General features: G+C 63.9%; 24 protein-coding genes. 8 read left to right on the plus strand and 16 right to left on the minus strand.

Going from position 1 to position 21314, the window contains the following annotated elements; all coding sequences use genetic code 11:
* Window positions 1-6 precede the first annotated feature (6 nt).
* From hpaD (FCT00_RS01070) to FCT00_RS01085, 4 genes are read right to left on the minus strand one after another with little or no spacing between them, the layout of a single operon-like run.
* Complete coding sequence (gene hpaD, locus FCT00_RS01070) at window positions 7-987, minus strand: 3,4-dihydroxyphenylacetate 2,3-dioxygenase (RefSeq protein ID WP_138421509.1); 981 nt, start codon at window positions 985-987, stop codon at window positions 7-9.
* Window positions 988-996: 9 nt separating this feature from the next.
* Entirely contained in the window at window positions 997-1851 is an 855-nt protein-coding gene (gene hpaD / locus FCT00_RS01075) for a 3,4-dihydroxyphenylacetate 2,3-dioxygenase (protein ID WP_138421510.1), read from the minus strand.
* 35 nt (window positions 1852-1886) lie between these two features.
* Window positions 1887-3398 (minus strand): 5-carboxymethyl-2-hydroxymuconate semialdehyde dehydrogenase, encoded by a 1512-nt coding sequence (gene hpaE, locus FCT00_RS01080; RefSeq protein WP_138421511.1) that lies wholly within the window; start codon window positions 3396-3398, stop codon window positions 1887-1889.
* Between the two features lie 11 nt (window positions 3399-3409).
* Window positions 3410-3796 carry a 5-carboxymethyl-2-hydroxymuconate Delta-isomerase gene (locus tag FCT00_RS01085; RefSeq protein WP_138421512.1) on the minus strand — a complete coding sequence of 129 codons (387 nt, stop codon included), beginning with the start codon at window positions 3794-3796 and terminating at the stop codon, window positions 3410-3412.
* A gap of 122 nt (window positions 3797-3918) precedes the next feature.
* Between FCT00_RS01085 and hpaR the strand changes: the two genes are divergently transcribed.
* Together hpaR and FCT00_RS01095 are read left to right on the plus strand one after the other, a co-directional pair.
* Window positions 3919-4392, plus strand: coding sequence for a homoprotocatechuate degradation operon regulator HpaR (gene hpaR / locus FCT00_RS01090; protein ID WP_138421513.1), 474 nt, complete (start codon window positions 3919-3921; stop codon window positions 4390-4392).
* 254 nt (window positions 4393-4646) lie between these two features.
* Complete coding sequence (locus FCT00_RS01095; RefSeq protein ID WP_083783431.1) at window positions 4647-5324, plus strand: sugar transferase; 678 nt, start codon at window positions 4647-4649, stop codon at window positions 5322-5324.
* 130 nt (window positions 5325-5454) lie between these two features.
* Here FCT00_RS01095 and FCT00_RS01100 read toward each other — a convergent pair whose 3' ends face one another.
* Window positions 5455-6651, minus strand: coding sequence for an EAL domain-containing protein (locus FCT00_RS01100; RefSeq protein WP_138421514.1), 1197 nt, complete (start codon window positions 6649-6651; stop codon window positions 5455-5457).
* 142 nt (window positions 6652-6793) lie between these two features.
* Between FCT00_RS01100 and FCT00_RS01105 the strand changes: the two genes are divergently transcribed.
* Complete coding sequence (locus FCT00_RS01105; RefSeq protein WP_008334834.1) at window positions 6794-7246, plus strand: YcgN family cysteine cluster protein; 453 nt, start codon at window positions 6794-6796, stop codon at window positions 7244-7246.
* Window positions 7246-8295 carry a threonine aldolase family protein gene (locus FCT00_RS01110; RefSeq protein WP_138421515.1) on the plus strand — a complete coding sequence of 350 codons (1050 nt, stop codon included), beginning with the start codon at window positions 7246-7248 and terminating at the stop codon, window positions 8293-8295. Before FCT00_RS01105 ends, FCT00_RS01110 begins: the two co-directional genes overlap by 1 nt.
* Here the strand turns inward: FCT00_RS01110 and FCT00_RS01115 are convergent.
* Together FCT00_RS01115 and FCT00_RS01120 are read right to left on the minus strand one after the other, a co-directional pair.
* Complete coding sequence (locus FCT00_RS01115) at window positions 8292-9110, minus strand: alpha/beta fold hydrolase (RefSeq protein ID WP_138421516.1); 819 nt, start codon at window positions 9108-9110, stop codon at window positions 8292-8294. The genes FCT00_RS01110 and FCT00_RS01115 overlap by 4 nt on opposite strands.
* Window positions 9110-9709, minus strand: coding sequence for a 2-hydroxychromene-2-carboxylate isomerase (locus FCT00_RS01120; protein ID WP_138421517.1), 600 nt, complete (start codon window positions 9707-9709; stop codon window positions 9110-9112). The genes FCT00_RS01115 and FCT00_RS01120 overlap by 1 nt, the downstream gene beginning before the upstream one ends.
* Before the next feature lie 107 nt (window positions 9710-9816).
* Here FCT00_RS01120 and FCT00_RS01125 point away from each other — a divergent pair, with 107 nt between their 5' ends.
* A complete protein-coding gene (locus tag FCT00_RS01125; protein ID WP_138421518.1) occupies window positions 9817-10830 on the plus strand; it encodes a ribose-phosphate pyrophosphokinase in 1014 nt (337 codons plus the stop codon).
* Window positions 10831-10849: 19 nt separating this feature from the next.
* Here the strand turns inward: FCT00_RS01125 and FCT00_RS01130 are convergent, their stop codons facing one another.
* The 3 genes from FCT00_RS01130 to FCT00_RS01140 all read right to left on the minus strand — a co-directional run bounded on the left by FCT00_RS01130 (window position 10850) and on the right by FCT00_RS01140 (window position 12920).
* On the minus strand, window positions 10850-11200 hold the full coding sequence (locus FCT00_RS01130; protein ID WP_040885266.1) for an H-type lectin domain-containing protein: 351 nt from the start codon (window positions 11198-11200) through the stop codon (window positions 10850-10852).
* A 63-nt stretch (window positions 11201-11263) separates the two neighbouring features.
* Window positions 11264-12484 (minus strand): MFS transporter, encoded by a 1221-nt coding sequence (locus FCT00_RS01135; RefSeq protein WP_138422528.1) that lies wholly within the window; start codon window positions 12482-12484, stop codon window positions 11264-11266.
* Between the two features lie 67 nt (window positions 12485-12551).
* Entirely contained in the window at window positions 12552-12920 is a 369-nt protein-coding gene (locus FCT00_RS01140; RefSeq protein ID WP_138421519.1) for a hypothetical protein, read from the minus strand.
* A gap of 125 nt (window positions 12921-13045) precedes the next feature.
* On the opposite strand from FCT00_RS01140, the gene FCT00_RS01145 reads away from it, so the two are divergent.
* Both FCT00_RS01145 and FCT00_RS01150 read left to right on the plus strand, forming a co-directional pair.
* Window positions 13046-13753 (plus strand): DUF1194 domain-containing protein, encoded by a 708-nt coding sequence (locus tag FCT00_RS01145; RefSeq protein WP_138421520.1) that lies wholly within the window; start codon window positions 13046-13048, stop codon window positions 13751-13753.
* A 78-nt stretch (window positions 13754-13831) separates the two neighbouring features.
* A complete protein-coding gene (locus FCT00_RS01150) occupies window positions 13832-14380 on the plus strand; it encodes a hypothetical protein (RefSeq protein WP_187432407.1) in 549 nt (182 codons plus the stop codon).
* 81 nt (window positions 14381-14461) lie between these two features.
* Here the strand turns inward: FCT00_RS01150 and FCT00_RS01155 are convergent, their stop codons facing one another.
* The 6 genes from FCT00_RS01155 to FCT00_RS01180 all read right to left on the minus strand — a co-directional run bounded on the left by FCT00_RS01155 (window position 14462) and on the right by FCT00_RS01180 (window position 20396).
* Window positions 14462-14872 carry a F0F1 ATP synthase subunit epsilon gene (locus FCT00_RS01155; protein ID WP_138421521.1) on the minus strand — a complete coding sequence of 137 codons (411 nt, stop codon included), beginning with the start codon at window positions 14870-14872 and terminating at the stop codon, window positions 14462-14464.
* Between the two features lie 51 nt (window positions 14873-14923).
* The gene (gene atpD / locus FCT00_RS01160; RefSeq protein WP_008334816.1) at window positions 14924-16348 is read right to left on the minus strand and encodes a F0F1 ATP synthase subunit beta; all 1425 of its coding nucleotides are present in this window, start codon (window positions 16346-16348) and stop codon (window positions 14924-14926) included.
* A gap of 20 nt (window positions 16349-16368) precedes the next feature.
* Window positions 16369-17247 (minus strand): F0F1 ATP synthase subunit gamma, encoded by an 879-nt coding sequence (locus FCT00_RS01165; protein WP_008334815.1) that lies wholly within the window; start codon window positions 17245-17247, stop codon window positions 16369-16371.
* 28 nt (window positions 17248-17275) lie between these two features.
* The gene (atpA, locus tag FCT00_RS01170) at window positions 17276-18817 is read right to left on the minus strand and encodes a F0F1 ATP synthase subunit alpha (protein WP_008334813.1); all 1542 of its coding nucleotides are present in this window, start codon (window positions 18815-18817) and stop codon (window positions 17276-17278) included.
* A 4-nt stretch (window positions 18818-18821) separates the two neighbouring features.
* Window positions 18822-19382, minus strand: coding sequence for a F0F1 ATP synthase subunit delta (locus FCT00_RS01175; RefSeq protein ID WP_138421522.1), 561 nt, complete (start codon window positions 19380-19382; stop codon window positions 18822-18824).
* Between the two features lie 231 nt (window positions 19383-19613).
* Complete coding sequence (locus FCT00_RS01180; RefSeq protein ID WP_138421523.1) at window positions 19614-20396, minus strand: class I SAM-dependent methyltransferase; 783 nt, start codon at window positions 20394-20396, stop codon at window positions 19614-19616.
* Between the two features lie 89 nt (window positions 20397-20485).
* Between FCT00_RS01180 and gloB the strand changes: the two genes are divergently transcribed.
* Window positions 20486-21253 (plus strand): hydroxyacylglutathione hydrolase, encoded by a 768-nt coding sequence (gene gloB / locus FCT00_RS01185; protein WP_138421524.1) that lies wholly within the window; start codon window positions 20486-20488, stop codon window positions 21251-21253.
* The last annotated feature ends 61 nt before the right edge of the window (window positions 21254-21314 follow it).

Raw genomic sequence — 21314 nt, forward strand, 5'->3', positions numbered from 1 at the left:
CCCTCCTCACGGTGCGATGATCGGCGATGCGCCGAGGTTCGACTCGCTGACGTCGAGCCCTTCGAAGACCGAGCCATGTTCGAACCACGACTTCGGCGCAGGCGCGCCCCAGAGCGTTTGACGCTGCGGGTCTTTCAGATCCCACCGGATCGCTTCGAGGTCCGGGTCCACGGTCTGATAGTCGGAGCAGTAAATCTCGATCCGGTGCCCGTCGGGGTCGAGAATGTACAGGAAGAACGCGTTGGAAATGCCGTGGCGCCCCGGTCCGCGTTCGATATTCGATACATAGCCGGTGGTGGACATCAGATCGAGCAGGTCGATGATGTTGAGAGGTGTCGGCACCCAGAACGCCGTGTGGTGCAGGCGCGGGCCGGTCCCGTTGGTGAAGGCGATGTCATGGACCCCGCCCTTGCGGTGGGTCCAAGCCGCCCAAAGCCGCTTGCTTTCCTCATCCTCGGTGTATTCGGTCACGCGAAAGCCGATCTCGTTGTAAAACCCCACCGCCTCGTCCACGTTCGGCACGAAGCAGTTGAAGTGGTCGATGCGCAGCGGCTTCACACCCTTGTAGAGCGCGTATTTCTGGTGGATCGGCTCCAACCGCTCCATCTTGAAATAGAATTCGATGGGCATACCGAGGTGATCGTGCGTCGCGAGCGTGCGACCCTGATAGGGGCGCTCGACCCAGTCGACCCCGTGACCCTGCGCCTTGAACCAGTCGTGCGCCTTGTCCAATTCGCCCTCGTCGAAGACCTTGAACGACAGCGCCTTGACGTGCGGCTCGGTGGATTTGTGAAGCACCATGCAGTGATGCCCCCGCTCCTCCATCGCGCGCAGATAGACGGTGCTCTCGTCCTCGTCCGTGATCTGAAGGCCCAGCGTATCGACGTAGAACGCCTTGGACGCCACCAGATCGCGCACGCCGAAATCGACATGGGACAGCCGGATGATGTTGAACGGCGGATAAAGGTTCGGGGCGGGAATGGGCATCTGGGCTCCTTACTGCACCGGGAAGATGACGTTGACCTGGCCAGTGCCAGAGGATGGGAAATAGTCGGTGACGACCTCGCATTCGCCCGTGTAGGCATCCCAGCCGAGGGCACCGTAAAGCATGGCGGTGTCGTACATCGAGCCCTCGCCCGAGCAATGCAGGGAATAGTCGCCGAGCATCTTGAGGAAGGTCGCGTGATCGCCGCGCTTCCACATCTCGAGCACCATGAGATCGACCTGCCGATTGAACTCGGAACTGATCGTGAAGGTGCCGTTGTTCGGGGCATAATCCTTGTTCGACCAGATCTTGTGGCTGAGACTGCCGGAGGCGACGAGCAACACCTTGTCGTCCGAGGCGTCGACCGCCTTGCGGATCGCCTGCCCCAGCACACGGCTCTCGTCATGGTCGTGGACCGTGCAGAAGGCGGCGATGGAAACCACCTTCATCTCATGTTCGCGGCTCATGAACGACAGCGGGACGAGCGAGCCGTATTCGAGGTCGAGACTGTCGAGATGATGGGCGAGCGTGTAGACGCCCATCTCGCACGCGGCCTCGGCAATCGCATCGCCAAGCGCCGGGTTGCCCGCGTGGCTATAGGGCATGTCGCGGATGAATTGCGGAAACTCGGACGAGGTCAGAAGCCCCTCGAACCTGTCGTTGGCATTGATATGAAACCCCGCGTTCACCAGCCAGTGCGTGTCGCAGATCACGACGGTTTCCGCGCCCAACGCTTTGGCCCTGCGCGCGATTTCATAGTGGCCTTCGATCGCGGCCTGCCGCTTGCCCTTGATAGGCCCGTCCTGCTCCGACATCTGCATCGTCGGAACGTGGGTCATCTTGGCCGCCAGAACGATTTCACCCATGACGCATCTCTCCTCCGGTCATGCGAAATGGCGCCTCACCCGCCGAGTTTCGGGATTTTATGGTCCGCGCGCGGGAACGATACGTTCACCGTCTCCATGTAGAAGTCAAAGGACCAATCGCCGCCGTCCCGCCCGATGCCGGAGGCTTTGGTGCCGCCGAAGGGCGATGGCAGGTGACGGATGTTTTCCGAATTCACCCACATCATACCCGCGTCGAGCGCATCGGTCATGCGCATCGCCCGGTCGAGGTCGCGGGTCCACAGATAGGCCGCGAGGCCGTATTGCACGCCGTTCGCGATTTCGAGCGCATCCGCGTCGTCTTTGAACGGAATGGCCGTCAGGACCGGGCCGAAAATCTCTTTCTGCGCGATGGCCATGTCGTTCGTGGCATGGGTAAACAGCGTTGGCGCGATGTAGCACCCCTGCTCGCCCACCTTGGCGCCGCCCACGGCGATGGTCGCGCCCTCTTCCCGCGCCTTGGCGAAGTAGGACATGACCTTTTCTTCGTGCTCCGGGTGGATCACCGGGCCGACCACGGTGTCGGGGTCGAGGGGGTGGCCCACCTTGATGCGCCCCGCGGCCTCGGCCACGCGGCGCGTCACCTCGTCATAGATCGTGTCCTGCACCAGAAGCCGCGAGGACGAGGTGCAGCGTTCGCCGTTGAGCGAGTAGATCATGAAGACCGCCGCATCCACGGCGCGGTCGATATCGGCATCGTCGAAGATGATGACCGGGTTCTTTCCGCCCAGCTCGAAATGCACGCGCTTCAGCGTCGCCGCGCCCTGCGCCATGATCATCGACCCGGTGCGGCTTTCACCGACGAAAGCGATGGCCTTGATGTCGGGGTGCTCGGTCAGGCGCTTGCCCGCATCCTCACCGAACCCGTTCACCACGTTCAACACGCCCTTCGGCAACCCCGCCTCTTCGGCGATCTCGACCAGAAGTTTGGCGGTCATCGGCGAGAACTCGGCGGGCTTGTGGACGACCGTGCATCCGGCGGCGAGCGCCGGGGCGATCTTCCACGTCGACAGCATGAACGGCGTGTTCCACGGGGTGATGACACCGACCGGGCCAATGGCGCGGCGCGAGGTCACGTTCATCTGGGTCGGATTGCGCAGCGCCTGCCCGTCTTCGGCGGTCGGGGCCTGATCGGCGAAGAACCGGAAGTTGGCGGCGCCGCGAATGGCGGCTTTGGACATGAACCTGAGCGCCTGCCCGGTGTCCATACATTCGGTGAAAGCGATTTCCTCGGCCCGCGCCTCGATGGCTTCGGCCACCTTGATGAGGATCTTGCGCCGCTCGGCCCCAGGCGTCTTCGACCATGCCGGGAACGCCGCTTTGGCCGCCGCGACCGCGTTGTCGATGTCGGCGGCGCCGCCACGGGCGACCGGGGCAAGCTCGCTCAGATCGACAGGCGAGATCGTGGTGAAGGTCTCACCGGACATGGCGGGGACGTTCTGCCCGTCGATATGGTTCATCACGCCGTCCTTGCGGAACCGCGCCATGAACCCCTGTGCCTTGGCGATGTTGTCGTCGAGAACGCTCATGTCGGCTCCTATCAGGTCTTGGAGAGACGGCCGTGGATCGGCGTGTCTTTCCATGTGAGGACGGGGTCGATGACCCGGATTTCGAGGGATAGGGCGAAGTGCGGCTGACCGAGGGGGACGGCGAACGCGGCCTGCGCGGTGGCGAACACGGTATCGCCCGCCGCCTTGAGCACTTCGGTCTCGCGCCCGTGGCCGACGTTCATCGTCAGCGCGCAGAAGTGGTTGTCGGAATGCCCGTCCGCCACGATGGCGTGATCGGCGCGGTAGGCGCGCACGCGGATGCCAGCGGTTGGGAACGGGTCGAGCGACAGGAGCGTGTCATGCAGCGACGCCAGAACGGCGGGCATGTCGACGATGTCTTCCAGACCCGGCGAATACTCGACGATCAGGTGCGGCATGGGTGCGATTCTCCTCTCTTGCGCATTTATTTAACACGTTAACTTTATAGGCGCAAGGGATCGTCTTTTACAGGCAGAAACTCTCGCCTAATGTGTGTCGGACCGGATTAGGAGCCCTGTGGATGTCAGAAGACGTCGAACGCCAGACGTTCAGCCCGACGCGGAAGTCGCTGCCCATCATGCTCTTGCGCGCACGGGAAGCGGTGATGTTCCGTATCAGGCCGATGTTGCGGCAGATCGGTGTGACGGAGCAGCAATGGCGCGTACTTCGCGTGCTGGAGGAGTCGGGCGAGCTCGACGTCTCGACCCTGGCCGAACGCGCCGCGATCCTCGGCCCGTCCCTGACGCGCATCCTCAAGACCCTTCGCGAAGTCGGTTACATCGACGTGCGCCGCGACCGGGACGACCGGCGGCGGAGCCTCGCCTCGCTCACCCCGGCAGGTGCGACGCTGATCGCATCGGCGGCCGACGACAGTGCGGCGGTGTTCGCGGCGATCCACGCGGAATTCGGAACGGAACGCACGCAGGCGCTCTTGCGCGAACTCGACGCCCTGACCGAAGTGCTTGGCGAATCCGGCCCGGACACGGCCGACTGAGTCTCTCCGCGCGCCGATTCCTGCACCCGAATTCCGATAGCGTTAACCATAAGCTTGGATTTTGCGCACGGATTCCCCCCACCAACGCCCAATTTCTAAGCGCCGACTCGCCATTTCTTGCCGACCCAAAGCGGTTTTGGAGAAATAGCTTAATAGACCCTATACAAATTGCCGCAGCGCAGTAAATTGACGACGTGGGCTGCCAAAATCCCAAAAATTGATTGATTGCGGCGGATTGAGCACTGGGGGTAACCATGTCAGCGGATCCGAACGTCGGGTTTCGTTTTGAGCCTTTTCATGAGTCGAGACCTGCGCAATTAAAGCGCGAAGGGTTTCGCGGTGGATCGCCCGTATTCTGGGCGGCAAAACGGATTTTCGACATTTTGTTTAGTCTTGTTCTGTTGAGCATCGGCGCGGTTGTCGCGCTTCTGTTGCTCATCGTTAATCCTTTCCTGAACCCGGGCCCCCTGTTCTTCCGGCAGGAGCGTATGGGCCAGGACTGCAAGCCGTTTAAAGTGTTGAAATTCAGGACGATGACCAAGGCGGCCGCCCCGACGCGCAGCGCCAAGGACCCTCTGGAAGTCAACCGGATCACGAAGCTCGGCAAGATCCTCCGCAAGACCCGGACCGACGAGCTTCCGCAGGCCCTGAACGTGCTGATGGGCGAAATGAGCGTCATCGGGCCGCGCCCGGACACCTTCGACCATGCCTGCGAATTCGCGGCTGAAATCCCGCGCTATTCCGAACGTCACTCGGTGCGTCCGGGGATCAGCGGTCTGGCTCAGGTCACGCTGGGATACGCGGTCGGCATCGACGCCACGCGGGCCAAGACGTTGCGCGACCTGAACTACATCCGCAACGCGGGCTTCGGGATGGAATTGCGGATCATCGCCATGACCTTCCGCACCATCTTCGGTCGCCACGGCATGTAAGGTCCGAACCGGACCTAAAGCCCAAAAATTACGCAGTTTTTCCGTGGTCGGGTCGCCTATTTTCAAGGCGCTCCGGCCGTTCGGAACGCCCCTGTGTTTCCCAAGGTTCAGACCACCCGACATGCGCTGCCTAGCCCCTCTGGGCGCCAAGGCGCGGCTCGGGTTCGCCAAGGTGAAATCCCTGCACATAACGCACCCCGACCGATTGCAGCGCCACCAGTTGTTCGTGCCGCTCGACGCCTTCGATCACCAGAACGGTGCCGGTTTCGTCGCAGTAGGTCTGAAGCGTGCGGAACAGCGCGATCGCTTCGGGGTCCGTGTCGACCCGCGTCGAGAGCTGCGCGTCCATCTTGAGCACGTCGGGCTTCAGGTCGAGGATATGGCGCAGCGAGGTATAGCCGGCCCCCGCATCGTCGATGGCGAGGCTGAGGCCCGCTGCCCGCATCCGTGCAACGACACCGGCAAGCGCGCGGTAGTCCCTGACAGGCTCATACTCGGTCAGTTCGACGGTCAGGCCCGGTTCGACTTGGGTCAGGAACCTGTCGAATTCGGCGGAGTGCAAGGTCGTCTCGGACAGGTTGACGGCGATCCCGGCATTGTCGCCCCAACCCTCATCCGCATCGATGATGGCGCGCGCGAAAGCAAGCTCCAGCGCCGGCCCCATGCCGACGGAATGCGCGGCGGCAAGCAGTTGCGGCACGCTCGTGTCGTCGGTGGTGTCGAGCCGTGTCAGGCCCTCGCGGTAGATCACGTCTCCGGTCGCGACATCGATGATCGGCTGGAACACGGGGTAGAACCGCCGCTCGCGAATGACCTCGTGCAGCAAGCCGCGAACGCGTTGCGCGGCGACGGCGTGGTCATGCAACAGGTCGAGGCTGACCGCCATCGCGGCGGCTGCCGTTGTGATGGCGGCCATGTCCACGGGTGCCGAAACGATCCCCCCGAGCGCGCCGAAGAGGCTGCCGTTGGAGGCATGAAGCGCCACACCCACCACCGGGTCTAAGGTGTCGCGCCCCGCATCCGCCTCCGAGATCTGGCCCGCGAAGGCCGCCGGGTCGCGGAGTGCTGCCGCCAGAACCACCGGGCAATCGCGCAGCGCACGCACCTCTCCGACCCTGTGGTCCGTGGGGAACCCCGGAGCCGCCGACATCGCCTCGATCCGCCGTTCGCCACCCGCCACGCGGGCCACGAAAACCAAGTCGAAGCCAAGCCTGCGCCGCACACGGTCGAGATGCAGGTCGATCTGGGCGCGGACCCCTTCAGCAACCTGCGCGTTTCGCATGTGGCTCAGGATCAATTCGCGCCTCCCTTGTGTGCCAGAAAGCATATTCAACTCCCGGTAGGGCGCAAGGCAAATTTCTACCTTAAGTTGTTATTCCGAAATCTTGCGACGCCCCTAACAAGGCGATCGCCCGCCGCAGGCGGTTCCGCCCCTTTCCATTCCCGCACCGCTGCGCGACTGTCGCCGGATGACGACTCGCCTGCGCAAGAACTTCTGGACCCTGCCGCTCGACAGCCTCACCCCGACAGAGTGGGAGGCGCTGTGCGATGGCTGCGGCAAGTGCTGCCTGAACAAGCTGGAAGACGACGAGACGGGCGAGGTCGTGTTCACCAGCGTGGCCTGTCGCCTTTTGGACAACGACACCTGCCGCTGCGCGCAATACGACATCCGGTTGCAGTTCGTGCCCGAATGCATCGTGCTGCGGCCCGACAACATGGACAAGGTCGGCTACTTCATGCCCCGCACCTGCGCTTATCGCCTGCGGCACGAAGGCAAGCCCCTGCCCGACTGGCACCCGCTGCTGACCGGCACCCCGGACAGCACGCACGAGGCCGGTCAATCGGTGCGCGGCTGGACCGTGCCCGAATTCGAAGTCCCGGAAGAGGACTGGGAAGACTACGTGATCGAAGAGGAGCTGTGATGTTTTTCGCGTCCGACAACGGTGGCCCTGTGCATCCGAGCGTGATCGAGGCCCTGACGGAAGCCAACGAAGGTTATACCGGCGGATATGGTGCCGACGACGTGACCGCGCGGGCCGTCGCGGCCGTGCGGGAGGTGTTCGAAGCCCCCGAGGCCGCCGTCTATTTCGTCGCGACGGGGACGGCGGCCAACGCGCTTGCGCTGGCCACCTATGCGCAGCCGTTCCACACCGTTTTCTGCACGGATACCGCCCATATCCATGAGGACGAATGCAACGCGCCGGAATTCTACACGGGCGGGGCCAAGCTGACGCTGGTGCCGACGACCGACGGGCGCATGACGGCGGAGGATCTGCGCCGGGTGATCGCGGGCGAGGAAACGCGCGGCGTTCACGGGCCGCAGCGCGGGCCTGTGTCGATCACCCAGATCACCGAACGCGGAACGATCTATGCCCTCGACGATCTGCGCGACCTTTGCGCCGTGGCGAAGGAATACGACCTCCCCGTGCATCTGGACGGGGCCCGTTTCGCCAATGCGCTGGTCGAGCTGGGATGCAGCCCGGCGGAGATGACGTGGAAGGCGGGCGTCGATGTCGTCAGCTTCGGCGGCACCAAGAACGGGCTGATGGGGGCCGAGGCCGTGGTCTTTTTCGACCCCGAGAAGGCCTGGGAATTCGAGCTTCGGCGCAAGCGGGGCGGGCACCTGTTTTCCAAGCAACGCTATCTCGCGGCTCAGTTCCTGCCCTATCTCGAAGGTGGGCGCTGGCTTGAGCTTGCACGGGGCGCCAACGCATCGCGCCAGCGGTTGCAGGACGCGATGGAGGGGATGAACGACATCACCTTCGCCTATGCGCCGTCGGGCAACATGATGTTTCCGACGATGCGGGTGGCGGACCATCGGCGGCTCTTCGATGCGGGCGCCTATTACTATATGTGGGACGGCGACCTCGAAGGGGCGGCGGCGGACGACAGGCTGACCGCGCGGCTCGTCTGCGACTGGTCGATGAGCGATGCGGCGCTCGACAAGTTCCTGACCGTTCTGCGCGGCTAGATTTTCAGAAAGGCCGCGATCTCGCCCGCCACGTTTTCGGGGTGCGTGAGTGGCGCCATGTGACCGGCGCCCGCGATAATGACCCGCTGCGTCTGCGGGATACGGACGCAGAGCGCTTCGTGCACCGCGCGCACACCGACGGGCGGGTTCGCGCTTTCCAGAAGCAGAACGGGCTGTTTGATCTTCTCCAGCCGCCCCGGATCGAGCATCCCTGCGGTGTCGTCGAAGGTGGCGGGGCTTTCCTCGACCACGATGTCGATGCGCGAGGCAAGGCGCTTCTGCCGATCGTCGGACAGTCTTGTGAACGGAAGATCCGGGTTGGTCGCGTCGTGAAAAATCTGCGCCGCCTGCATCCGGTCGCCCTTGGCGATCAGGCCGCGCAGGGTGTCGATCATCCCCTTCGCCGCGTCATACTCCGGCGTGCCCCGGATCGCGGCGAAGAACACCGGTTCGATCATGACGAGGCTGCGCACATGCTCGGGCCATTCCATCGCGAGCCGCAACGCGACCGTCGCGCCGTAGCTGTGGCCGATGACATCGGCCCGCTTGTCGATCAGTTTTCCGGCGATATTGGTGACGAGGGTATGAAGCGCCGCCCCATCCTCGCCCCCCAGCCACGGAGCCGAGCGGCCATGCCCGGGCCGGTCGAACGCGGTCATCTGAAGCTTGTCCAGAAGCGCGGCCTCGACCCCGGTCCAGGCCCCGGAATGGGCGAGCGAGCAATGGATGAACAGCGCGCGCCGCACCCCGGACCCGACGCGCACGACGTGGGTCGGATGCCCCGCGACGGTGGTGAGCGGTGGCCCACCCTCCATCACAGGTCTCCTTTGAGGAACAGGTCCAGATCCTCCAATCGGTCCTGTCCCCAGAATTTCTCGGTGTCGTCCACGATGAAGAACGGCGCGCCGAAGACCCCGGCATTGATCGCGTCCTCGAGGTTGCGGCCATAGACCTCGGCCCCGGTGAAAAGCCCGGTGTCGGCAATCGACGGGTCGAAGCCCGCGCCGGCAAGGCAGGCCTTGATGACGTCGTCTTCGGCGATGTTCTTTTCTTCGGCCCAGCAGGCGGCGAGGATGCCCTGCACCAGCGACAGGATGTCGCCGCCCCCGGCCTTCGCCGCCGCGATGATCGCGTAGGAACTTGGCGCGGCATTGGTCGGGAAATGCGCGGGCTGGACGTGGATCGGAAGACCCGCCTTCTTGCCTTGCCGTTCCAGATCGACGAGGCGGTAGGCCTGCCGAGACGGGTGCCGTTCGGCCAGCGGCTTGCCGCCCGTGCGCGGAAACATCCCGACGATATCGAAGGGTTTGACGTTCACCTCGGCCCCGTGCGCTTCGCAAATCGCGCGAAATCGCGGGCCGGCGAGGTAGGTGTAGGGTGAAATCGTGCTGAAATAGTAGTCTATTTTCGGCATATCGCCCCCTCGCCCGTGCCGCCTGTGGCCATGACCCTAGCCCGGTGTTAAGCGAAGTCAACGCGAGCGGTCGCGATTCTGTTACATGGACAGCCGGGGATACCTCCATGCCAGCACTCACCGAACCCAAGCTCATTTCGGGCAATGCCAACCTGAAACTGGCCGAGGCGGTCGCGCGGCGGATGTCGATCCATCGCGGATCGGCCGTCAAGCTGGTCGATGCCCGCGTCGAACGGTTCAACGACGCCGAAGTTTTCGTCGAGGTGCACGAGAACGTGCGCGGCGAGGATATGTTCATCATCCAGTCGACCTCGCGCCCTGCGAACGACAACCTGATGGAACTGCTCATCATCTCGGACACGCTGCGCCGCTCGTCGGCGGGCCGGATCACGGCCGTTATTCCGTATTTCGGCTATGCCCGTCAGGATCGCCGCACCAAGGCGCGCACGCCGATCAGCGCCAAGCTGGTCGCCAACATGATCACGCAGGCCGGGATCGAGCGGGTTCTGACCATGGACCTGCACGCGACGCAGATTCAGGGGTTCTTCGACATTCCGGTGGACAACCTTTACGCCAGCCCGGTCTTCGCGCTGGATGTGCGCCACCACTTCAAGGACTGCCTCGACGACGTCATGGTGATCTCGCCCGACGTGGGCGGCGTGGCCCGTGCCCGTGAACTCGCCAAGCGTATCGAAGCGCCGCTGGCCATCGTGGACAAGCGCCGCGAGAAGGCGGGTGAAGTGGCCGAGATGAACGTGATCGGCGACGTGACCGGCAAACGCTGCATCATCGTCGACGACATCTGCGACACCGCCGGAACGCTGTGCAAGGCCGCCGACGTGCTGATGGACAGCGGCGCGGCCGAGGTGCACGCCTATATCACCCACGGCGTCATGTCCGGCCCGGCGGTCGAACGGGTGACGGCGTCGAAGCTGAAAAGCCTCGTTCTGACCGACTCGATCGCCGCGACGCCGGAAGTGTCCGCCGCGCCGAACATCCGTATCGTGCCGCTGGCCCCGATCTTCGCGCAGGCCATCCTGAACATCTGGGGCGGCACGTCGGTCTCGTCGCTGTTCGAGCACGAGACGCTCCAGCCGCTCTACGAAACGCTCTACAGCTAACGGGCTTCTCGGAGACGACCTAGGGCACGTCCCAGTCGTCTTCGTCACCGACCTCGCCGAAGGCGATCCAGTCGGCGCGGATGCGGGCGACCTTGGTGTCGCCCCACGTATGAAACACGATCTCGAAATTCTCTGGCGTCACGTTGTCCGACGAAATGTCGATGCGGGAGTTGGTCTCGGCGTCGATGTCCCACATCGACATCCCGACCATCACCGCAGGCGCGGTCACGAATTTTTCCGAGAACGGGATGAGCATCCGGATCTCGCGATCCCCCTCGCCCGTCCACATGGCGCCATCGGTCACGAAGTCCGAGAACAACACCTTCGATCCGCTGTCGATGCCCATACGATGGGTTCTGATACGCCACATGTGCGAAACCTGCTTCTTTTTTCGCCCGCCCGGGCGCAGGGTGCCCCGAAAAGCGCAAATCGTTCAAGCCCCTGAGGCGGTTTCCGTGCGCAGGCGTATCCGGTTCACAACGGGGAAGATGAGAAGCATCAGGAAGCCCGCGAACAGGAAGGGGGCACCCGGCATGTGGAACGGCGTGTCGGGGCCGGTGTAGTGGCGAAAGAGCGGGGTCATCAGAAGCGGCGCGAAGATCGCGGCGAGCGAGCCGAGCGAGGCGATGACACCTTGCAGCACGCCCTGCCGATCCTCGTCCGTCGCATTCGCCATGATCGCGGTCATGGTCGGCGGGGCCATGTCGGACAGGCAGGCGATGGGAAGGATCACCGCGACCAGCCAAGGCGCGGTCGTGAAACCGAAGGCGAAGGCGGCGACGGTGCCGGTCAACAGCGCGAAGGTGAGGACGCCGTGCTCGCTCATCCGTTTCAGGAGCGCGGGCAGGACCAGACCCTGCGTGAGCGCGACCCCGACCCCATAAGCCGCAAGCGTGCCGCCGATCATGGTCGCGGACCAGCCGAACGCCTCGCGCCCCCAGAAAGCCCAAAGGGTCGGATACACCATGTTGGCGAATTCGAAGACGAACATGCAGGTGAGCGGCAGCGCGAGCGCGGGCATTCGGAACGCATCGCGGATCGCACCGAACGGGTTGAGGTCGCTGGCGCGGAAGGCCCGGCGTTTGGCGGGGGCGAGGCTTTCAGGCAGGACGGCGAGGCCGAAGGCGACATTCGCAGCCGACAGCGCGGCGGCGACCCAGAACGGCGCGGTCACGTCGATACCGGCGAGCAGACCGCCGAGTGCGGGGCCAAGGACGAAGCCGATGCCGAAGGTCGCGCCGATCAGCCCGAAATTCGCGGCCCGCTTTTCAGGCGTCGAGATGTCGGCGAGATAGGCGGTCGCCGTGATGTAGGTCGCACCAGCGACACCGGCGAGGAGCCGGCCCGCGAGCAGCAGCCAAAAGCTCGTCGCGAGCGCCATGATGACATAGTCGACGGCCAGCGTGGCGAGGGCGACGAGCAGCACTGGCTTGCGACCGACGGCATCGGACAATCCCCCCACGGCGGGCGCGCACAGGAACTGCGTCGCCGCATAGGCCGCCATCAGGATACCGCCCAGCACGGCGCCGTTCGACGCGCCTCCGGCGCCCACGCGGTCCATCAGGTCCGGCATGAGCGGAAAGATCAGCCCCACCCCGATCGCGTCGATCAGGATGGTGGCGAGGATGAACCAGAGGGCGCGGTCGTTCGACATGGCTTTTGCTAGGGCCATGCCCGTGCCGGATCAACAATTTTGGGGCGTGCCGCCGCGACTGTGCCGCTCAGGACAACCCAAGGTCGATGCCCTGATCCTGCGCGAAGGACCGGCAATAGGCGGCCCAGTCATGGAACTCCTGCGAAAAGACGACGCGGGCGCCCTTGGCGATCCATTCGTCGCGGGTCGAGGAATACGTCGCCTCGACCGACTTTTCCGCGTCACTGCGCCCTTCGCGCATCGCCTGAGCGCGCGCGGAACCGAGGTATCTGGACGCCGCCACCGCAAGCGATTCCTGCTTGTCGACACTGGTCATCAGGCGGGTCAGCGCGTCGTAAAGCCCCGCGCATTGGGCCATCGAGGTCGAATAGGGTTGCGCCTGAACCGGCAGGGGAATCGCGAAAAGTGCGAAGAACGTGAAGGCCTTGACCGTCATGGCGAGTCTCCGAAACCATTTAACACGCCAGATCCTGCCATCCGAAACGGGCCATTTCGTGACCCGCGCACGACCCCGATCGGCAAATTTTTGGTGCGCTTCGCAGGTCGTGCTACTATCGCGCCATGACACCGCGACCTTTCCTGCGCCGCATGGCCCTGACGGCCGGGCTGGCCCTTGCCGCCGCCCCGGCGGCGGCTTGCAAATTGGCGCTGGTCCTCGCGCTCGATGTGTCGGCCTCGGTCGATGCGCGGGAATACGACTTGCAGCAGGAAGGTCTGGCGCGGGCCCTCACCGATCCCGAGGTCGTGGGCGCGGTCGAGGCACAGGGCGGCATCTGGCTGTCGATTTTCGAGTGGAGCGGTGCACGCCATCAGTATGAACAACTCCCGTGGACATTCGTCGCGGGTGGCGCGGCGCTTGCCGCCGTCGCGGGGGAGCTGCGGGCCACGCCACGGCAGGTGGCGGAATTCCCGACGTCGCTCGGCTATGCGCTGGGACATGCGCTGAACCTGTTGAAGGCCGCGCCGGAGACCTGCGATCGCCAGGTCATCGACGTATCCGGCGACGGTGTGAACAACGACGGCTTCCCCCCGGCCAGCGCCTATGTCGCCCACGATATGTCATTGGTCACGGTGAACGGTCTGGTCATCACCGACGGCGATCCGACCGTGGTCCGATACTATCTGCAATCGGTAATCCAAGGCCCCGGCGCCTTCGTGCAACCGACGAACAGCTATAACGACTACGAAGAGGCGATGCGCCGGAAGCTGCTGCGCGAATTGGGGGCGTTCAGCTACGTTGGCCTCCCCACGGGTCCGCAGGGCGGGTAGCGCAAACGTCATTTCCTGCATTCGTTTTCTTGCATATAACTCTTTCAACCAGTCTTGGGAGAGATCACCATGTTCCGAATGTCCACTGCCCTAGCCCTAGCCCTTTGCCTGTCCACGCCCGCGCTGGCCCAGCAGGGGCATATGGGCGGCATGTCCCACATGCACGGTGCCGACGGGACCGGGCATGACGAAGTGAACATGCCGGGCCTTTTCGGCGAAAACGCGACGCCCGAGGAAAGCGCCGAGCTTGCGGTCATGTTTCGGAACTTCCAGACGATCACGCGGGAGGTTGAGAACCTGCCGAACGGCATCCGCAGCGTCACGCGGTCGTCAGACCCCGAAGTGATGGAAGTGCTGGTCAGCCATGTGGTCGGGATGATCGGCCGGGTCGATGCCAAGGACGATCCGCGCATCATCATCCAGAGCCCGACGCTCGACATCTTCTTCGAACGGGCCGAGGCGCTGGAAACCGAGATCGAGGTGACCGACGCGGGGATCGTCGTCGTGCAGACCTCGGACGATCCCGAACTGGTGGCCGCGCTCCACACCCATGCCGCCGAAGTCTCGGACATGGCCGAGCGGGGCATGATGGCGGTGCATGAGCGGATGATGGGACAGCCGCACTAACCGGGCGACGGTTGCGCAAAGAAAAGGCCCCGCATCCGCAGATGCAGGGCCTTTACTGTCCCCCGGTCGTTCGGGTTCTTCTTATGCTTTGCTTTGCAGGCCCAGCTCGGACGCGACGAGGGCGATGTCGCCCACCTGCTTGGACAGCTGGTCCAGCATCTCGGGCGTCGCGTTGTCGCGCGCGGCGACGGCGGTAGCGACGAAGTCGTCGATGATGTCCTGCGTCACTTCGCCTGCAGGCATGGCACGCTCGGCCAGAACCGTGGTGCCGTCCGGCGTAACCTCGGCGAAGCCGCCGGTCACGACGTATTTCTCTTCACCACCAGCGCCCTGCACCGTGACGATGCCCGGACGCAGGGTCGCGATGGTCGGCGCGTGTTGCGCCATCGCCGTGAAGTCGCCATCGGCGCCGGGGATTTGCACGGCACTGGCCTCGGTCGAGGTCAGGCGGCGTTCCGGCGACACCAGGTCGAATTGCATCATGTCAGCCATGTATGTCTCCTGATAGGAGCCGCCCCCCGGCGTGGGCCGGGGGAGGACTGATTACGCAGCGTCCGCGGCCATCTTCTCGGCTTTGGCGATCACCTCGTCGATGCCGCCGACCATGTAGAAGGCGCCTTCGGGCAGGTGATCGTATTCGCCGTCCACAACCGCGCGGAACGATTTGATCGTGTCCTCGAGCGGAACCTGAACGCCGTCCGAGCCGGTGAACACTTTCGCAACGTCGAACGGCTGCGAGAGGAAACGCTGGATCTTACGGGCGCGGGCCACGGTGAGTTTGTCTTCTTCCGACAGTTCGTCCATGCCGAGAATGGCGATGATGTCCTGCAGCGATTTGTAGCGCTGGAGGATACCCTGAACGTCACGGGCGACCTTGTAGTGCTCGTCACCGATCACCAGCGGGTCCATGAGACGCGAGGTGGAGTCGAGCGGGTCCACGGCGGGATAGATGCCGAGTTCCGAGATCGCGCGGTTAAGCACGGTCGTCGCGTCGAGGTGGGCGAAGGTCGTGGCCGGTGCCGGGTCGGTAAGGTCGTCCGCGGGCACGTACACGGCCTGGATCGAGGTGATCGAACCGTTCTTGGTCGAGGTGATGCGTTCCTGCATCGCGCCCATGTCGGTGGCCAGCGTCGGCTGGTAGCCCACGGCGGACGGGATACGACCCAGAAGCGCAGACATTTCCGAACCCGCCTGCGTGAAGCGGAAGATGTTGTCGACGAAGAACAGAACGTCGGTCCCGGTCGCGTCGCGGAACTGCTCGGCCAGCGTCAGGCCGGTCAGCGCGATACGGGCACGGGCACCCGGCGGCTCGTTCATCTGGCCGTAGACCAGAGCGATCTTCGAGTCCGGCAGGTTGTCCGGGGTCAGAACGCCGGATTCGATCATCTCGTGGTAGAGGTCGTTCCCTTCACGGGTCCGCTCACCCACACCGGCGAACACGGACAGACCCGAGTGCACCTTGGCGATGTTGTTGATGAGTTCCTGAATGAGAACGGTCTTGCCCACGCCGGCGCCGCCGAAGAGGCCGATCTTGCCGCCCTTCGAGTAAGGGGCCAGCAGGTCGATGACCTTGATGCCGGTGACGAGGATTTCGGCCTCGGTCGCCTGCTCGTCGAAGTCGGGCGCGTCCGCGTGGATCGGGCGGTATTCGTCGGCTTCGATCGGGCCCTTTTCGTCCACCGGGTCGCCGGTGACGTTCAGGATGCGGCCCAGCGTGGCGGTGCCCACCGGAACCGAGATCGGCTTGCCGGTGTCGGCCACTTCGTGACCGCGCACGAGACCTTCGGTGGCGTCCATCGCGATGGTGCGCACGGTGTTCTCACCAAGGTGCTGCGCCACTTCGAGGACGAGACGGTTGCCGTTGTTATCAGTTTCAAGCGCGTTAAGGATCGCCGGAAGGTGATCCTCGAACTGCACGTCGACGACGGCGCCGATGACCTGGGTCACTTTGCCTTTTGCGTTTGCCATCTTGTGTTTCTCCGGTTCCCTTAGAGCGCCTCGGCGCCCGAAATGATTTCAATCAGCTCGTTGGTGATGACGGCCTGACGCGAGCGGTTGTACTCGATCGTCAGCTTGTCGATCATCTCGCCCGCGTTGCGCGTGGCGTTGTCCATCGCCGACATGCGTGCGCCCTGTTCGGACGCGCCATTCTCGAGCAGCGCCGAGAAGATCGCCGTTGCCACGCCCTTGGGCAGCAGCGTAGCGAGCACCTCTTCCTCGGACGGCTCGTAATCGTAGACGTAGCCGGTCTCGTCGCTCTCCGACGGGGTGTCGAACTTGGCCGGGATCACCTGAACGGCGGTCGGAATCTGCGACACCACGTTTTCGAAACGGTTGTAGAAGATCGTCGCGACGTCGAAGTCACCCGCATCGAAACGTGCGAGCAGATCGTTCGCGATCTCCTGCGCGTTCGCGTAGCCGATGTTCTTGACCTCGGACAGATCGACGTGACCGATCAGCAGATCGCCGTAATCACGCTTGAGCTGTTCGCGGCCTTTCTTGCCGACCGTCAGGATCTTGACCGTCTTGCCTTCGCCCTTCAGCGTTTCCGCCTTTTGCTTGGCCAGTTTCACGATCGACGAGTTGAAGCCGCCGCACAGACCGCGCTCGGCGGTCATGACGACGAGAAGCTGCACCTGATCGGATCCCGTGCCCCGCAGAAGGATCGGCGCGGCGTCGGACCCTGCCGACGCCTTGGCGAGCCCGCCCAGAACGGCGTTGAACCGTTCCGTGTACGGGCGCGACGCCTCGGCCGCTTCCTGGGCGCGGCGGAGCTTGGCCGCCGCGACCATCTGCATGGCCTTGGTGATCTTCCGCGTCGACTTGACGGTGTCGATCCGGTTTTTCAGGTCCTTAAGACTTGGCATGACTGCCTCCTCAGGAAGTTAACCGGGATCAGGCCGTGAAGCCCGCTGCGAATTCTTCGATGGCGGCTTTGATCTTGTCCGCCAGATCGTCTTTCACCTTGCGGTCGTTCTCGGTGATGTCCTTGAGCAGGTCAGCATGTTTCGAACGCAGGTGGTTCAGAAGACCGCTTTCGAACTTCGCCACGGCCGAGACCGGCAGCTTGTCGAGGAAGCCGTTGGTGCCGGCGTAGATCACGCAGACGATTTCGGCGTTGGTCAGCGGCGAGTACTGCGGCTGCTTCATCAGCTCGGTCAGACGGGCACCACGGGCCAGCAGCTGCTGGGTGGCGGCGTCGAGGTCGGAGCCGAACTGGGCGAAAGCGGCCATCTCGCGGTACTGGGCGAGCGACAGTTTCACCGGACCCGCGACCGACGACATGGCTTTGGTCTGAGCCGACGAACCCACGCGCGACACCGACAGACCGGTGTTCACGGCCGGGCGGATGCCCTGATAGAACAGTTCGGTTTCAAGGAAGATCTGGCCGTCGGTGATCGAGATCACGTTGGTCGGAATAAACGCCGACACGTCGCCGCCTTGCGTTTCGATGATCGGCAGAGCCGTCAGCGAACCGGCACCGAAGTCCTCGTTCAGCTTCGCCGAACGCTCCAGCAGGCGGGAGTGAAGGTAGAACACGTCACCCGGATAGGCTTCACGCCCCGGCGGACGACGCAGAAGCAGCGACATCTGACGGTAGGCGACGGCCTGTTTCGACAGATCGTCGTAGATCATCAGCGCGTGACGGCCATTGTCGCGGAAGTATTCGCCCATCGCGGTCGCGGTGTAGGGGGCGAGGTACTGCATCGGCGCGGGGTCCGACGCGGTCGCGGCGACGATGATCGAGTATTCGATGGCGCCGGTCTCTTCCAGTTTCTTGACGAGCTGGGCGACGGTCGAACGCTTCTGACCGACGGCGACGTAGACGCAGTAGAGCTTCTTCGACTCGTCGTCGCCAGCGGCGTCGTTGTACGACTTCTGGTTCAGGATGGTGTCGAGCGCCACGGCGGTCTTGCCGGTTTGACGGTCGCCGATGATAAGTTCACGCTGGCCACGGCCAATCGGGATCATCGCGTCCACCGACTTGAGGCCGGTCGCCATCGGCTCGTGCACCGACTTACGCGGGATGATGCCCGGGGCTTTCACGTCGGCCACGGCACGCTCTTTCGCTTCGATCGGGCCTTTGCCGTCGATCGGGTTGCCGAGACCGTCGACCACGCGGCCGAGCAGCGCGTCACCGACCGGCACGTCCACGATCGAGTTCGTGCGCTTGACGGTGTCGCCTTCTTTAATGTCACGGTCCGAACCGAAGATCACGACACCGACGTTGTCGGCTTCGAGGTTCAGCGCCATGCCCCGGATACCACCGGGGAATTCGACCATTTCACCGGCCTGCACGTTGTCGAGGCCATAGACACGGGCGATACCGTCACCGACGGAGAGCACGTGACCGACTTCGGCCACCTCGGCCTCCTGGCCAAAGTTCTTGATCTGGTCCTTGAGGATCGCAGAAATCTCGGAAGCTTGGATACCCATTCTCTTATCCGACCTCTTTCATGGAATTCTGGAGTGCGTTCAGGCGCGAAGCGATCGAGCTATCGATCATCTTGGACCCGACTTTCACGATAAGGCCGCCGATGAGGCTTTCATCCACGGCCATGTTGATTTTCACGTCCTTGCCGACCGACGCCTTGAGCGCCTTGGCAAGTTTGTCCTGCTGGGCTTTGGTGAGCGCCTTGGCGGCGGTCACGTCGGCCACGACTTCGCCTTTGTCTTCCGAGATCATCTCGCGAAGCTTGGCGATGAGTTGCGGCAGGATGAACAGGCGGCGTTTCTGCGCCATGACGGCGAGCACGCCGGTCATCTGCTTGGAAAGCCCCATCTTGTCGGCAAGCGCCTTGATCGCGGCGGCCTGAGCGTCGCGGCCATAGACCGGCGAGTGGATCAGGCGCGCGAAGTCGGCGCTGTCGGCGAGGGCGGCGTCGAGCTGGTCGAGGTCGCCTTCCACCGCCTTGAGGGAGTTCTCTTCCTTGGCCAGTTCAAAAACGGCCGTCGCGTAACGCTGGGCAATCCCAGAAGTGATCGAAGCTGGTTCGGACACGTCCACCCTTCCGATGTCTTTAGCCCCATCCTTTGGCTGCGAGCGCAGTCAGGGGCGGCCTCTCGATGCCGCATTTTTGCGAGCGATCTGAAATTCAGCGGGGGTCTAGCAGAGCAATCCCAAGCCCGCAATACGCATGACGGGGTTTTGCGCCAACATATAGAAAGTAGGCGTGGGTGCGTGCGAAATAGGGCGTCCGGCTTGTGATTGTCAGGCCTTCGGACCGGATGTTCACGGACAGGGACCGAATCCCTTGGCCGTCCGGCCAGCTTGCCGCCCCGGCTCGGGCGCGCCAAGCCCCTCCAGCACGCTGAGTGGGCGCTTTACCGCCTCCGGCAGCCCCGGCCGGTGCTGCGCCTTCACCTGTTTCGAGGCCTCGACCAGCAGAACGCCCCCCGCCATGCGCGGGGCCCCTGCCCCGACCTTTTCCCACATCGGCCCGGTCTTGAGCCAGAAACGGCGATGGGTGGGCGGCTGGTAGAGTGCGGCAGAATGCCGCTCGATCGCGAACCCGTGGTCGCGAAGCTGTTGTTCGAGCTGCCCGGTCGAATAGGGGCGACCATAGCCGAAGGGCGTGTTGTCCGACCGCGACCACAGCCCGGCGCGGTTCGGCACGATGAACAGCGCGCGCCCACCGGGGCCGAGGACGCGGTAGGCCTCGTCCAAGAGCGTGGGCGCGTTTGTCGAGGTCTCGAGCCCATGAAGCATGATGAGCTTGTCGGCCACGCCGGTGTCGATGGGCCAAAGCACCTCTTCGCACAGAACCGACACGTTGGGCATTCCGGCAGGCCATGCCATGACCCCCTGCGGCGCGGGCATCAGCGCGATCACGCGGCGGGCATCGGCCAGAAACGGGCGCAACAGCGGTGCGGCGAAGCCATAACCAAGCACGGTCTGCCCCTTGGCGGAACCGGACCAGAGCCGGCAAACCTCGTCACGGATGTTCTTCTGCGCCACGCGGCCAAGGGCCGAACGGTAGTAGAATGCGCGAAGATCCTGTGCGTCCAGATGCATATGGCGCAGGTTAGACGATCCTCGCCCCGTGAACAGGGGGCAAATCCCCTCTTGAGCCAGCGCCCCCCGGCCCCCATATTCATCTCGACATGACGCTCGAACTCATCACCATCCCCTGCCGCTCCGACAACTACGCCTTCCTCGTCCATGACGCGGCGACGGGCGAGACGGCGCTGTTCGACGCGCCCGAAACCGCGCCGATCAAGGCCGAACTCGACGCGCGGGGCTGGACGCTGACCGATCTGTTCATCACGCACCATCACGGCGACCACATCGAAGGCGTGGACGATCTGCGCGCGGCCTACGGCTGCCGGGTGGTCGGCGGCAAACACGATGCGGGGCGCTTGCCCGCGCTCGACAAGGCGGTCGAACCCGGCGACGCGCTGAGTTTCGCAGGTCACGAGGTTCAGGTGTTCGCCGCCGACGGTCACACCATCGGCCACATCGCGTTCTACATGCCCGACGCGAAAGCCGCCTTCACCGGCGACAGCCTGATGGCGCTTGGCTGCGGCCGGTTGTTCGAGGGCACGCCGGAGCAGATGTGGGGCACCCTGTCGCGGCTGATGGCGTTGCCAGACGACACGCTGATCTGTTCGGGCCACGAATACACGGCGGCCAACGCCCGCTTCGCGCTGTCGGTCGAACCGCAGAATGCCGACCTGATCCACCGCGCCGAACAGACGACGAAACTGCGCGAGAACGGCGAATTCACCGTTCCGTCGCTGCTGTCGCTCGAAAAAGCGACCAATCCGTTCCTTCGCGCCGGGCTGCCGGAGATGAAGAAGGCCGTGGATATGGAACATGACGGCGATGCCGAGGTTTTCGCCGCAATTCGCCGGGCCAAGGATAATTTCTAGGCCTTCGTGCAACGATCACCCGGCTGTGAGCGTTTTCCTGCCAGAAAACACTTGAAGAACC

The organism is Maritimibacter alexandrii, assembly GCF_005871115.1.
In the GTDB taxonomy this organism is placed as follows: domain Bacteria; phylum Pseudomonadota; class Alphaproteobacteria; order Rhodobacterales; family Rhodobacteraceae; genus Maritimibacter; species Maritimibacter alkaliphilus.

Excerpts from the sequence above, each read along its gene's own strand:
- hpaD (WP_138421509.1), bottom strand. The coding sequence starts at position 987 with ATGCCCATTCCCGCCCCGAACCTTTATCCGCCGTTCAACATCATCCGG.
- hpaD (WP_138421510.1), bottom strand. The coding sequence starts at position 1,851 with ATGGGTGAAATCGTTCTGGCGGCCAAGATGACCCACGTTCCGACGATG.
- hpaE (WP_138421511.1), bottom strand. The coding sequence starts at position 3,398 with ATGAGCGTTCTCGACGACAACATCGCCAAGGCACAGGGGTTCATGGCG.
- FCT00_RS01085 (WP_138421512.1), bottom strand. The coding sequence starts at position 3,796 with ATGCCGCACCTGATCGTCGAGTATTCGCCGGGTCTGGAAGACATCGTC.
- hpaR (WP_138421513.1), top strand. The coding sequence starts at position 3,919 with ATGTCAGAAGACGTCGAACGCCAGACGTTCAGCCCGACGCGGAAGTCG.
- FCT00_RS01095 (WP_083783431.1), top strand. The coding sequence starts at position 4,647 with ATGTCAGCGGATCCGAACGTCGGGTTTCGTTTTGAGCCTTTTCATGAG.
- FCT00_RS01100 (WP_138421514.1), bottom strand. The coding sequence starts at position 6,651 with ATGCTTTCTGGCACACAAGGGAGGCGCGAATTGATCCTGAGCCACATG.
- FCT00_RS01105 (WP_008334834.1), top strand. The coding sequence starts at position 6,794 with ATGACGACTCGCCTGCGCAAGAACTTCTGGACCCTGCCGCTCGACAGC.
- FCT00_RS01110 (WP_138421515.1), top strand. The coding sequence starts at position 7,246 with ATGTTTTTCGCGTCCGACAACGGTGGCCCTGTGCATCCGAGCGTGATC.
- FCT00_RS01115 (WP_138421516.1), bottom strand. The coding sequence starts at position 9,110 with ATGGAGGGTGGGCCACCGCTCACCACCGTCGCGGGGCATCCGACCCAC.
- FCT00_RS01120 (WP_138421517.1), bottom strand. The coding sequence starts at position 9,709 with ATGCCGAAAATAGACTACTATTTCAGCACGATTTCACCCTACACCTAC.
- FCT00_RS01125 (WP_138421518.1), top strand. The coding sequence starts at position 9,817 with ATGCCAGCACTCACCGAACCCAAGCTCATTTCGGGCAATGCCAACCTG.
- FCT00_RS01130 (WP_040885266.1), bottom strand. The coding sequence starts at position 11,200 with ATGTGGCGTATCAGAACCCATCGTATGGGCATCGACAGCGGATCGAAG.
- FCT00_RS01135 (WP_138422528.1), bottom strand. The coding sequence starts at position 12,484 with ATGTCGAACGACCGCGCCCTCTGGTTCATCCTCGCCACCATCCTGATC.
- FCT00_RS01140 (WP_138421519.1), bottom strand. The coding sequence starts at position 12,920 with ATGACGGTCAAGGCCTTCACGTTCTTCGCACTTTTCGCGATTCCCCTG.
- FCT00_RS01145 (WP_138421520.1), top strand. The coding sequence starts at position 13,046 with ATGACACCGCGACCTTTCCTGCGCCGCATGGCCCTGACGGCCGGGCTG.
- FCT00_RS01150 (WP_187432407.1), top strand. The coding sequence starts at position 13,832 with ATGTCCACTGCCCTAGCCCTAGCCCTTTGCCTGTCCACGCCCGCGCTG.
- FCT00_RS01155 (WP_138421521.1), bottom strand. The coding sequence starts at position 14,872 with ATGGCTGACATGATGCAATTCGACCTGGTGTCGCCGGAACGCCGCCTG.
- atpD (WP_008334816.1), bottom strand. The coding sequence starts at position 16,348 with ATGGCAAACGCAAAAGGCAAAGTGACCCAGGTCATCGGCGCCGTCGTC.
- FCT00_RS01165 (WP_008334815.1), bottom strand. The coding sequence starts at position 17,247 with ATGCCAAGTCTTAAGGACCTGAAAAACCGGATCGACACCGTCAAGTCG.
- atpA (WP_008334813.1), bottom strand. The coding sequence starts at position 18,817 with ATGGGTATCCAAGCTTCCGAGATTTCTGCGATCCTCAAGGACCAGATC.
- FCT00_RS01180 (WP_138421523.1), bottom strand. The coding sequence starts at position 20,396 with ATGCATCTGGACGCACAGGATCTTCGCGCATTCTACTACCGTTCGGCC.
- gloB (WP_138421524.1), top strand. The coding sequence starts at position 20,486 with ATGACGCTCGAACTCATCACCATCCCCTGCCGCTCCGACAACTACGCC.